We start from the raw sequence: 12,012 nt of genomic DNA on the forward strand, positions 1-12,012 counted from the left end.
CTCGGCCGGCGTGGCCCGCACGGGCGCCTTGACGAACTGGGCCTGCCCACCGTCGCGGTGCGGCGGGACGACGATGCGCCGGGCGGTGGTGGCGGCGGTCCGGGCGCCGTACCAGCGCCGCATGAGGTGCAGCGAGGCGTCGATGCCGGCGGCCGACCCGGCGCCGGTGAGGACGCCGTCGTCCTCGACGTAGAGCACGTCGGCGCGCACGTCGGCCTTCGGGTACGTCGCGGCGAGCCGGTCGCCGTAGCGCCAGTGGGTCGTGCACGAGCGGCCGTCGAGCAGGCCCGCAGCGCCCAGGGTGAACGCCGCCGAGCAGTGCCCGAAGACCATCGCCCCGGCGGCGTGCGCGGACCGGATCGTGTCCAGCACGGCCGGGTCGTGGGTCAGGAAGTCGTGGTGCGGGGCGAGCGCGACCAGGTCGGCGCCCTCGGCCGCGTCCAGCCCGTGCTCGACGACGAGGTCGAAGCCGGAGCGGCCCTTCACCACGCCTGGACGGGGCGTGACGATGACGAACTCGAACTGGGGGTTGTCGTCCTCGGGGTGGTACGGCTCGTCCCACACCTCGACGAGCGTGCCGAGCCCGAACGGCTCGACCTGGTCCTGGACGACGACGGCCACCTTGCGCTTGCGCATGTGACCACTGTCGCACACCCATGGCAGGAAGTCGACGAACCATGGCAAACCGGCCACTGGTGGCCGGATCTCGCGGAGCGAAGAATTACCGCCATGATGATTCTCCTCCTCCTGCTCGCGACGGTGCTGGTGATCGCGCTCAGCATCGTCGTCGTCGACCACGACGGGTACGGCACCCGTCCCGCTCCCCGCTCCCACTGGCAGGACGTCACCGGCCCGTGGGGGCCGCCCCGATGACCATCTGCCCCGACAACGACGAGGCCCCCGACCAATCGGTCGGGGGCCTCGTGCGTGCGGCTGCGCTAGGCGGCCGGGGCGATCACTCGCCGCCGGTCAGCTTCTCGCGCAGGGCCTGCAGCGCCTCGTCCGAGGCCAGCGAGCCCTCGGCCGGCGCGGCCGGCTCGGAGCTGTAGTTGCTGGTCTCGGCCGCCTCGCGGTTCGCCTTCTCGGCGTCGGCGATCTGACGCTTGTGCGCCTCCCAGCGCTCGTGCGCCTCGGCGTACTGCTTCTCCCACGTGGCGCGGGCCTCGTCGTAGCCCTCCTGCCACTCGCCGGTCTCCGGATCGAAGCCCTCGGGGTAGATGTAGTTGCCCTGCTCGTCGTACGAGGAGGTCATGCCGTACAGCGTGGGATCGAACTGGTCGTCGTCCAGCGCGACCTCGGTCTCGTTCGCCTGCTTGAGCGACAGCGAGATGCGACGACGCTCGAGGTCGATGTCGATGATCTTGACCATGACCTTGTCGTTGATCTGCACGACCTGCTCGGGGATCTCGACGTGGCGCTCGGCCAGCTCGGAGATGTGCACGAGGCCCTCGATGCCGTCCTCGACGCGCACGAACGCACCGAACGGGACGAGCTTGGTGACCTTGCCCGGGACGATCTGACCGATCTGGTGGGTCCGGGCGAAGTGCTGCCACGGATCCTCCTGGGTCGCCTTCAGCGACAGCGAGACGCGCTCGCGGTCCATGTCGACGTCCAGCACCTCGACCGTGACCTCGTCGCCGACCTGCACGACCTCGTTCGGGTGGTCGATGTGCTTCCAGGACAGCTCCGAGACGTGGACGAGTCCGTCGACGCCGCCGAGGTCCACGAACGCACCGAAGTTGACGATCGAGGAGATGACGCCCTTGCGGACCTGGCCCTTCTGGAGCTCGGTCAGGAAGTTCTGGCGGACGGCCGACTGCGTCTGCTCGAGCCAGGCACGGCGCGACAGGACCACGTTGTTGCGGTTCTTGTCGAGCTCGATGATCTTGGCCTCGAGCTTCTGGCCGATGTACGGGTCGAGGTCGCGGACGCGACGCATCTCGACGAGCGAGGCCGGCAGGAAGCCACGAAGACCGATGTCCATGATGAGGCCGCCCTTGACGACCTCGATGACGGTGCCCTCGACGACGCCGTCCTCCGCCTTGATCTTCTCGATGTCGCCCCAGGCGCGCTCGTACTGGGCGCGCTTCTTGGACAGGATCAGGCGGCCTTCCTTGTCCTCCTTCTGGAGGACGAGGGCCTCGACGGAGTCGCCCACGGCGACGACCTCGGAGGGGTCCACGTCGTGCTTGATCGACAGCTCGCGCGAGGGGATGACGCCCTCGGTCTTGTAGCCGATGTCGAGGAGGACCTCGTCACGGTCGACCTTGACGATCGTGCCGTCGACGATGTCGCCGTCGTTGAAGTACTTGATGGTCTTGTCGATGGCGGCGAGGAAGTCGTCCTCGTTGCCGATGTCGTTGACCGCAACCTGCGGGGCCGCAGAAGGTGCGATGCTGCTCGTCATATAGGAGATGCTCCGATGGATGGATGTCGTCGAACCGGTGCGTCGAAGCCTGGTTTCGTGAGCTTGTCGGAGAGGTTCGCCCGACACGGGCACGAGCGCGTCCTGCTCCCTTCGAGGGCGCGCAGGCACACGGCGCCCGTCAATCCTACGCGACGGCGCCCCGATACCTCAATGCAGGCGCGCCGTCAGTCCTGCGGCGCGAGGAACGCCGACAGCGCCTCGGCGTAGAGCGGGACGTCCGCGGCGGCCATCGTCTCGCGCACCGAGTGCATCGCCAGCTGCGCGGCGCCGACGTCGACGGTCGTCATGCCGGTGCGGGCGGCGCTCATCGGACCGATCGTCGAGCCGCAGGGCAGGTCGGCGCGGTGCACGTAGCGCTGCAGCGGGACGCCGGCCAGCTCGCACGCGCGGGCGAAGGCGGCGCTGCCCACGGCGTCGGTGGCGTAGCGCAGGTTCTGGTTGACCTTGAGCACCGGTCCCCCGCCGAGCTCGACGTGGTGCAGCGGCTCGTGCCGCTCGGGCCGGTTGGGGTGGGTCGCGTGGGCCATGTCGCCCGAGGCGCACACCGAGCCGGCGATCGCCCGGTGCAGGTCGTCGCGGGTGCGCCGGCCGGCCGCAGCACGACCCGCTCGAGCACGCCGGTCAGGAAGTCCGAGAACGCACCGCGCTCGGACGTGCTGCCGACCTCCTCGTGGTCGAACAGCGCCAGCACCGGCACGACGCGCTCGACGTCCGGGGCGCCGAGCAGCGCCCGGGTGCCGGCGAAGCACGTGCCCTGGTTGTCCAGCCGCGGCGCCGACACCAGGTCGCGGCGCGTGCCGACCAGCCGGCTCGGCGTCACGTCGTGGGTCATGAGGTCGAAGCCGAGCACCTCGTCGGCGTCCACCCCGGCCTGCGCGGCCAGCCAGGACAGGAAGCCGCCCTGCGGCGTGATCGTCCACAGCGCGTCGAGGTGGCGCTGCGGGTCCGGCTGGACGCCCTTGCGGTCGTCGGACAGGTGGATGGCCAGCTGCGGCACGCGCAGCACCGGCTCGTCGACCGTCACCAGCTCGACCCGGCCGTCGCGCAGCGCGAGGCGCCCGGCGACGCCCAGGTCGCGGTCCAGCCACGAGTGCGTCCACGCGCCGCCGTACGGCTCCAGCGCGACCACGCCCAGCCCCTCGGGCTGACGGTCGTGGTGCTGCTTGAGCCGCAGGTTGGGGCTGTCCGTGTGCCCGCCGACGACCCGGAACGGCGTCGCCGGACCAATCGCCCCGACCGTCGAGAACGCGATGAGCGAGCCGCCGCGCACCACCACGTACCGCCCGGGCTCGGTCGGCCAGGGGTCGCGCTCGTCGACCTGGCGGTAGCCGGCGGCCTCCAGCTCGGCCAGCACGGTGGCGCAGACGTGGAACGGGGTCGGCGAGGCGTCGACGAAGGAGCAGAGCTCCGCAGCGGGGGCGTGGACCATGGCGCTCACTGTAACGACGACGGCCCCCGCACCACGGGGTGGCGGGCGTCGAGCGGGTGGGTCAGGCGGTGGTGCGGACGCGCTCGTCGGTCGCGCGACGCTCGCCGCCCTCGGGGCGCTTGCGGAGCACCAGCAGGATGCCCACGGCGATCAGGATCAGGCCGAGGACCAGGCCGCCGATCGGGATCCAGGTCTGGATCGCGTTGAGCAGCATGACCTTGCTCTTGTACTCGTCGACCGTGTCCTTGACGTTCTCGTCGGTGTACTGCAGCGACGCCTCGGTCGTGGTGGCGATGCGCTCGCCCTGGTACTCCAGCCAGCCGTCCTGCGACTCGCCGCCGCGGATGATGACGCCCGTGGTCGGCTCGACGTTGAGGGTGCGGGTGTTGGAGTAGATGCGGTCGGCGGTGACGGTCGGGTTCGACACGCCGGCCAGGCTGCCGGGGACGGCGATCGTGCCGGTCTTCGTGGGCTCGATGACCTGCTTGAACTGGTAGACCTTCATCCCCTCGATCTCGGTCTCCTTGACGAACTCCGCCGTCGTGGCCTGCTTGACCGTGCCGTCCCAGAACTTGTAGTCCTTCTTCTTCGTGTCGAAGGGGAACTTGAAGTACTGGCCCTCGAAGGCGCCGCGGACGGTGGTGCCGTTGCTCTCGGTGCGGGTGCCGTCCCAGCTCACGGCCTCGCCGGTGTGCCGGTCGAAGGCGACGATGTCGTAGGTGCTGGACAGCGGGGTCTCGCCCGAGCCGCAGTCGAAGTCGGGCGTGTCGGTGCAGACGAACGTCTTCCAGACCGCGATGTCGCGGTCGAGCTCGTCGCTGGCCTCCTTGCTCATCTCGACGTCGCCCTGGACGGTGCGGGTGGACTTCAGCGGGGTCTGCTTCTCGACCAGACCACCGGGGATGTCGAGGATGGTGCCGTCGGCGCCCTCCTCCGTGGCGGAGATGCTCGTCGTCTCCTGGTTGAGCGGCACGACCGCCAGACGGTCGTACATGTAGAACTTCGACAGTGCGGCAAGCACCAACAAGAACGCACCAAGCACGATGGCGACGGTGCCGAGCTTCTTACCCACGAGGGCTCCCTCCAGAGAACTGATCGGACAGACCGTACCAGTGAGTAAGGTCGCAGTGTGGCCTTCGACACAAGATTTGCGGCACCGGTTTTCCGGCCCTCGACGGATGCGGCCGTTGCTGCGTGCTCCACGACACACCTGTGAGAGCATCGGCGCTTGTGACTGACGAGCGACCGGGCGCCCGCCGTGCCCTCGAGCCGCGCCGAGACACCTGGCGCGAGCGCCTCCGGCGACCCGGCACCGTCACCGTCGTCGCGGTCGTCCTCATCGCCCTGCAGGTCGCGTTCCGCACGTGGGCGGTGAGCGGCAGCTGGTTCTACGCCGACGACTACTTCTTCCTGTCGGACGTCGCACTCGACCGAGCGGACCTGGACTGGTACCTGCAGGTGTACCAGGGCCACTTCATGCCCCTGTCCTTCCTCCTCGTCCGGGTCGTCACGCTCTTCGGGGCGTACCCGTGGACGGCCGTGGTCGTCGAGATCGGCGTGATGCAGCTGATCGCCTCGCTGCTGTGCTGGTGGATGCTCCGGGTCGTCTTCGGCAACAGGCCCGGCATCCTGGTTCCGCTCGCGCTCTACCTCTTCAGCGCCCTGACGATGCCCTCCATCCCGTGGTGGGCCGTCGCGATCAACCAGGTCCCCCACCAGGCCGCCGCCTTCGGCCTGCTCGGCGCCCATGTGCTGCACATGCGTCGTCGCACCTGGCGGACTGCGCTCCTGGCCACGGGATTCCTGGTGCTGGGACTGACGTCGTACTCCAAGTCCATCCTTCTCGTGCCGATGCTGGCACTCCTGAGCATGCTCCTGATCGGCAGCGGCAGCCCTGCGCGTCGCGCGGGACTGGCGATTCGCCAGCACTGGCGCGCATGGGTGCTCTACGCCGTCCCGACGGTCGGGTTCTTGGTCGTCTACCTCTCGAACCGCACTCCCGGGAGCCCGACGGGCGGGAGCCTGGTCGAGCTCGTCTACAACGGGATCGTGCGGGCCTTCGGACCGTCTCTGGTCGGCGGTCCGTGGAGGTGGACCGAGCTCACCGGCGGACCGATCGTCTACGGCGACCCGCCGTCGTCCCTCGTCGTCCTGGGCTGGGTCGTGCTCGTGGGCACGGCGGGAGCCGCGGTCCTGCTCCGCCACCGCGCCTGGCAGCCGCTGCTGCTGCTACCGGTGTACCTCGGGATGTCGTGGTTCTTCATCTACGTCGGACGCACGTTCCTCCTCACGTTCCTGGGCGGCCGGTACGTGGGCCAGTCCATCCAGTACGTCGCCGACAGCGCCCCCCTCGCGGTCCTGGTCGTCGGCCTGGTCTGGATGGCGGTGCCCGGGCTCCCCGGATCGTCGAGCACCCGCCGGGACCCCTTGCTGACGGCGACTCCACCGCGGAGGGCCGTGATGGCGCTGGCCGCCGTTCTCGTCGTCGGCGCCGCAGTCTCGTCGTTCTCCAGCCTGCGAACGTGGCACTCGGACTTCTACCAACGCGCCTTCACGCAGACTGCGATCGAGACCGTCCAGGACGAGGAGGCGCGCCTCGCCGACGCGGACATGCCGCCGACCATCGTCCCGGCGATCGCCGGGCACCGGACGCTCCTGCGCGAGTACTTCGCTCCGCTCGGTGACCGGTTCGAGGTGCACCGCGCCGGCGTCGACCTGAACCTGCTCGACGGCGAGGGGCGCCTCGCCCCTGCAGAGGTGGCGGACGAGCCGCGCAGCGCCCGTGACCCCGATCGCTGCGCCTACGAGACATCCGGTGGCGAGCCGCTCACGATCCCGATCGTTCCGATCATCGACTCGACCTTCTGGGTCCAGATCGACTACTCCACCCTGGTCGGTGGCGACGTCGCCGTGGTGGCCGGCAAGGAGCGCACGGGACTGCGGCTCGAGCCGGGCGAGCGCCGCGCGTTCGTCCGCACGAGCGGCGCCTACGACGAGGTCACCATCTGGCCGGCCGAACGTCAGGTGCTGTGCGTCAGTGCCATCCGGGTCGGCGCCCTGACCGCCGAGGAGGGGACGTCGTGAGCACGAGCACGCAGGCCCCCGTCCGCCGGCTCGCCTCGCGGGTCGGCGGCGCCGCGCTGCGCCGCTGGTCCCGTGGCCGCGTCGTCACCGCCCTGGCCCTGCTGATGATCGCCCTCCACCTGGTGCTGCGCGGCTGGATGACCTCCGGCTCGTGGTTCATGTGGGACGACTACATCTTCATCGGCCAGGTCACGCTCGGCATGGACGACTTCGGCTGGTTGTTCCACAGCCACTTCAGCCTGTTCATGCCCGTGTCGTTCCTGCTGGTGAAGGCGGTCGGCTGGGCCGGGCTCGACTGGTCCGTCGTGGCCACGCAGATCGTCGTCCTGCAGGCGCTCGCCGCGCTCGCCTGCTGGTGGATGCTGCGCGTGGTGTTCGGCAACCGCCTGCGCATCCTCGTGCCGCTGGCCTTCTACCTCGTCACGCCCATGACGGTCGCCGCGAGCGTGTGGTGGTCCGTGGCGATCAACCAGCTCCCCCACCACGTCGCGCTGTTCGGCGCGATCGCCGCGCACGTCACGTACGCCCGCACCGGTCGGGTGCGGTGGGCGATCGTCGCGACGCTGTTCGTCGTCCTCGGGGTGGGCAGCTACCTCAAGGCCGCGCTCATCGTCCCGGTGCTCCTGGGCATCTCGGTCGTCTGGTTCACCCGCGGTCCGTGGCGCGACCGGCTGCGCACGCTGGCGCGCAGCTGGCCGGCCTGGCTGATGTACGTCGTGGTGTCGATCGGCTACGCCGTCGCCTGGTGGTCCGTGCAGACGGGCGCCGCCCCGCGCCAGAGCTGCGAGCTCCCCTCCGCCATGACCACGTCGGTGCTCGACACGGTCGTCACCGGCGTGCTCGGCGGTCCGTGGTCGTGGCGGCTGTGGACCGGCGGCATCGACCCGTTCGTCGCCGCGTCCGACTGCGTCCCTCAGGTCTACCGCGGCAGCCCCGACCTCGTGGTCGGCGGAGCGCCCCAGTCGTTGACCGACGCCCCGCTGCTGCTCGTGCTCGTGGCGACCCTCGTGCTGGCGGCGCTGGTCTTCTACGTGTGGGGCCGCCGCCACGACGCGCTGCAGGCGGCCTGGCTGCTGGTGCCGTACGTGCTCGTGTCCGCCCTGCTGGTCTACGCCGGGCGCGCCGGCACCTTCGGCAGCCAGGTGAGCGCCCGCGAGATCCGGTACTTCTCCGACGTGGCCGCGCTGCTGGCGTTCGGGCTCGGCACCGTGATCATGCCGATCCGCGGTGCGCTGCGACGTCCCGGACCCCGGCCCGAGCCGTACCTGCTCCTGCGCCTCCCCCGGCCGGCGCTCGTCGGGCTGGCCGGCGTGGTCGTGGTGGGCTCGCTGGGCTCGTCGGTCGCCTACACGCTGCCGTGGCACGACCGGTGGGACTCCACCTCGTTCCCCGAGCGCAGCTTCGTCAACAACCTGCTCGACGACCTCGACCGTCGTGACGAGCGGTCGGTGCAGGTGGTCGACGCTCCCCTGCCGCCGGTGATCGGCAACCCCGTCATCGCGCCGTTCAACCGGCCGTCGCACAAGCTGGCGTCGCTGGCGCCGCGCCTGCGTGCGGTCAGCGCCGGGACCGACCTGGGCATCATCGACGACGACGGACGCATCCAGCTGGCGCGGGTCACCGGGGACAGCCGGGCCCGCCCCGGCGCGGTGGAGGGCTGCGGCTACCTCGTGAGCCCGCAGGAGACGATCCCGGTGTCGCCGGTGCTCGACCTGCCGTTCTGGATGCAGGTCGACTACCTGTCGTCCGCCGACGGCACCGTCGTCGTGGCCGCCGGCGACACCGTCGTCCGCGTGCCGGTCGAGGAAGGGCTGCACTCCATGTTCGTGGCCACGCAGGGTGCGTTCACCGACGTGACCATCCAGTCCGAGACCGGCGGCGCCGTGTGCGTCGACACCGTCCGCGTCGGCGACGTCGTGCCGCTGGAGGACGCCCGATGAGGCGCGTCACCGCACGGGTGCGCCGCACCTGGTCGGCCCTGTCCACCGGCGAGCGCGTCGTCCTCGTCGCGTGGGCGATGATCGCCCTCCAGCTCGTCCTGCGCGGCTGGGCCGTGGCGGGCAGCTGGTTCTACGCCGACGACTTCATCTTCCTGGGCACGGTCGCCCGGGGCGAGGCCACGACGGACTGGCTGTTCTCGCCGCACAACATCCACCTCATGCCGCTCGGCCTGTGGCTCACCACGCTGGTCGGCGCCGTGGGCGCCTTCTCGTGGACGGCGGCGGTCGCCGAGATCCTCATCCTGCAGCTGCTCGCGAGCCTGGCCTGCTGGTGGATGCTCCGGACGTTCTTCGGCGACCGGCCCGGCATCCTCGTGCCGCTCGGCGCGTTCCTGTTCCTGCCGATGTCGTTCCCCACCGTCGTGTGGTGGGCGGCGGTCGTGAACCAGCTGCCGCACCAGGCGGCGCTCTACGCCTGCCTCGCGGCCCACGTCGTCTACCTGCGCGAGCGACGCCGCTGGGCGCTGGTCATGGCCACGGTGTTCTTCGCGCTCGCGCTCGGCAGCTACACCAAGGGCCTGCTCGTGCCGGTCCTGCTGGTGCTCGTCGCCGTCCTGTACTTCGCCGAGGGCGGGCTCCTGCGTCGCCCGTGGCGGGCGCTGGTCGACTACTGGCAGGCGTGGACGGCCTACGGCGTGGTGACCGCCGGCTACCTCGTCACGTACCTGACCACCGTCCCGAGCACGGGCCGTCCGGACCTGCAGGTGCTGGCCGACACCATCGACCTGTCGCTCACCACGTCGCTGGCGCCGTCCATGCTCGGCGGCCCGTGGGTGTGGACGTCCCTCAACCAGGCCGGCGGCGTCGGTCCCCGGCTGTTCGTCGACACGCCGGCCTCCCTCGTCGCGCTCTCCTGGCTCGTGCTCGGCATGCTGGCCCTCGTCGCCGTGCTGCGCCGCCGCCGTGCCTGGTTCGCCATCCTCGTGCTGGCCGTCTACGCCCTGGCCTCGGCCGTGCTCGTCGGCGCCGGGCGCGCGGGCGACTTCGGCGTCGCGTCGGCCTCGCTCGAGCTGCGCTACTTCGCCGACCTGTCCGGCGTCGTGGCACTGTGCCTCGGCCTGGCCCTGCTCCCGGTCCGCGGGGCCGTGGGCTCGAGCGAGCCGCGGACCCCCGTCGTCCTCGACCTGCACGTCGGACGCCGCTGGGTCGCCGCCGGTCTCGCGGTCGTCCTCGCGGGGTCCCTCTGGTCGTCGTTCGCGTACGCCCGTCCGTGGCACGACCCCGAGCAGATGCCGCAGGAGCAGTGGATCGCCAACGCGACCGAGGGGCTCACCGCCGAGCCGGTCGAGATCCCCGACACGCCCGTGCCCGACTCCGTGCTCTGGGCCGCGGGCTTCCCGGCCAACCTCGTCTCCCGCCTGCTGTCTCCCCTCGGTGACCGGGTGCAGGTCGTCGACCAGGGCACCGACCTGAAGATGCTGGACGACCGCGGCCGGCTGCGGCCCGCGACCATCCCCGACGTGCCGCGCACCCAGCCCGGGCCCGACGGCGCCTGCGGGTACGCCGTGCGGGAGACCACCGAGATCCGGATCGTCCCCGTGCTGGACTTCGACTTCTGGCTCACGATCAGCTACCTGGGCGCGCAGGACGGCACCATGACCGTCTCGGCCGGACGCACGGAGACCGAGCTCCCGGTCGAGCGGGGCCCGCACACGGCGTACGTTCGCACCCAGGGCGCCTACGACACCGTCACGCTCACGCCGGCTCCGGGCACGACGCTGTGCGTCGACAACCTGAACGTCGGCTTCCTGGCGCCGCTGGACGTCCCCGAGGAGGAGCAGTGACCGCCGCCCCGATCGACCTGCCCCGGCGCTACTTCCCCGGGCTCGACTCGCTGCGCGCGCTGGCCGCCCTCGCGGTGGTCGTCACGCACGTGTCGTTCTGGGCCGGCTGGTACCCGAAGGGGTACCTGGGCGCCGCGACCGCCCGCCTCGACATCGGCGTGGCGTTCTTCTTCGTGCTCTCCGGCTTCCTGCTCGGGCGTCCGTTCCTGAGCGCCATGCAGGACGGACGCCGGTTGCCGCGCATCGGCCGGTACGCCTGGAAGCGGGCGCTGCGCATCGTGCCGATGGCCGTCATCGTGACCGTGCTGGCGCTGCTCGTGCTGGAGGAGAACCGTGGCCTCGGCGTCGGCCCGTGGATCCGCAACCTGACGCTCACCGAGCTGTACCACGACGGCGGCCTGCCGGCCGGGCTGACGCACCTGTGGAGCCTGTCCACCGAGGTGGCGTTCTACGCCGTGCTGCCGTTCGGGATGCTCGTGGCCGCGCTCGTCGCCCGCCGCCGTGGCTGGAGCCCGCGCTGGGCGCTGGCCGCCCTCGCGCTGCTGGTCGCCGCGAACGTCGTCTGGACCCTGGAGCTGGCCGGACGCTGGACGGGCGCCAACCAGTGGCTGCCCGCGTACCTGTCCTGGTTCGCCGTCGGCATGGCCCTGGCCGTCGTCCAGCTCGAGCACCAGCGCCGGCCCGACGCGTTCGGCTCGCTGCGGGTGCTGGCCGAGCTCCCGGGCACGTGCTGGACGATGGCCGCCGCCCTGTTCGCGGTCGCCTGCACGCCGGTCGCCGGCCCGACGTCGCTGCTGCCGGCCACCGGCACGGAGTCGGTGACCAAGAACCTGCTCTACGCCGCGATCGCGGGGCTCGTCGTGCTGCCGTCCGCGCTGGGCCCCGACCGCGGCACCGCGTACGCGAACGTGCTGGCCCACCCGTGGCTGCGCCACCTCGGCCTGATCTCGTACAGCATCTTCTGCGTCCACCTGCTCGTGCTGCACCTGGCGGCCCACGTGCTCGACGCCCCGGTGTTCACCGGCAACGGCTGGGCGCTGCTCGGGCTCACCGTCGCGATCACCCTGGTCGTGTCGGAGGTCGCCTACCGGCTCGTCGAGCGCCCGGCGATGCGGCTCAAGGACGTCCGGGCGCCGTGGGCGCGCACGAGCGACGCGGCGACGACCCCGAAGCCGGCCAGCACCAGCCACTGAGGCCAGCTCCACTCGCCGGCCCAGCCCTGCGGGCTCGTCCACGGCCGCACGACGTAGGCCATGCCGGCCGCCAGCACGAGCGCCGCGGCGAGCG

At 71.2% G+C, this 12,012-nt stretch carries 9 protein-coding genes and 1 pseudogene; 5 read left to right on the top strand and 5 right to left on the bottom strand.

Annotated elements, in window-relative coordinates; all coding sequences use genetic code 11:
* Positions 1–636: GlxA family transcriptional regulator (locus AC2W7G_RS03285; protein ID WP_485867182.1), on the bottom strand; the 636-nt coding region annotated here is incomplete at its 3' end.
* A gap of 93 nt (positions 637–729) precedes the next feature.
* Between AC2W7G_RS03285 and AC2W7G_RS03290 the strand changes: the two genes are divergently transcribed.
* The gene (locus AC2W7G_RS03290; protein WP_485867183.1) at positions 730–873 is read left to right on the top strand and encodes a hypothetical protein; all 144 of its coding nucleotides are present in this window, start codon (positions 730–732) and stop codon (positions 871–873) included.
* 82 nt (positions 874–955) lie between these two features.
* Here the strand turns inward: AC2W7G_RS03290 and rpsA are convergent, their stop codons facing one another.
* The 4 genes and pseudogenes from rpsA to pgfA all read right to left on the bottom strand — a co-directional run bounded on the left by rpsA (position 956) and on the right by pgfA (position 4,929).
* A complete protein-coding gene (rpsA, locus tag AC2W7G_RS03295) occupies positions 956–2,407 on the bottom strand; it encodes a 30S ribosomal protein S1 (RefSeq protein WP_485867184.1) in 1,452 nt (483 codons plus the stop codon).
* A gap of 185 nt (positions 2,408–2,592) precedes the next feature.
* Positions 2,593–2,955, bottom strand: a complete 363-nt coding sequence (locus AC2W7G_RS03300; protein ID WP_485867185.1) for a hypothetical protein — start codon at positions 2,953–2,955, stop codon at positions 2,593–2,595.
* A gap of 122 nt (positions 2,956–3,077) precedes the next feature.
* Positions 3,078–3,857 (bottom strand): annotated as a pseudogene (locus AC2W7G_RS03305) (zinc-binding metallopeptidase family protein); the annotation flags it as partial.
* Positions 3,858–3,918: 61 nt separating this feature from the next.
* Complete coding sequence (gene pgfA, locus AC2W7G_RS03310; protein WP_485867186.1) at positions 3,919–4,929, bottom strand: cell envelope lipid trafficking protein PgfA; 1,011 nt, start codon at positions 4,927–4,929, stop codon at positions 3,919–3,921.
* 158 nt (positions 4,930–5,087) lie between these two features.
* Here pgfA and AC2W7G_RS03315 point away from each other — a divergent pair, with 158 nt between their 5' ends.
* Genes AC2W7G_RS03315 through AC2W7G_RS03330 form a run of 4 tightly spaced genes read left to right on the top strand, consistent with a single transcriptional unit; the run spans position 5,088 to position 11,918 of the window.
* Entirely contained in the window at positions 5,088–6,941 is a 1,854-nt protein-coding gene (locus AC2W7G_RS03315; RefSeq protein ID WP_485867187.1) for a hypothetical protein, read from the top strand.
* Complete coding sequence (locus AC2W7G_RS03320) at positions 6,938–8,881, top strand: hypothetical protein (RefSeq protein WP_485867188.1); 1,944 nt, start codon at positions 6,938–6,940, stop codon at positions 8,879–8,881. The genes AC2W7G_RS03315 and AC2W7G_RS03320 overlap by 4 nt, the downstream gene beginning before the upstream one ends.
* On the top strand, positions 8,878–10,725 hold the full coding sequence (locus AC2W7G_RS03325) for a hypothetical protein (RefSeq protein ID WP_485867189.1): 1,848 nt from the start codon (positions 8,878–8,880) through the stop codon (positions 10,723–10,725). The genes AC2W7G_RS03320 and AC2W7G_RS03325 overlap by 4 nt, the downstream gene beginning before the upstream one ends.
* Positions 10,722–11,918: an acyltransferase family protein gene (locus AC2W7G_RS03330; protein ID WP_485867190.1), complete on the top strand. Its 1,197-nt coding sequence runs from the start codon at positions 10,722–10,724 to the stop codon at positions 11,916–11,918. Before AC2W7G_RS03325 ends, AC2W7G_RS03330 begins: the two co-directional genes overlap by 4 nt.
* Positions 11,919–12,012 lie beyond the last annotated feature (94 nt).

The sequence above is a fragment of the Aeromicrobium sp. PFPM2_SD2 genome (assembly GCF_057364525.1).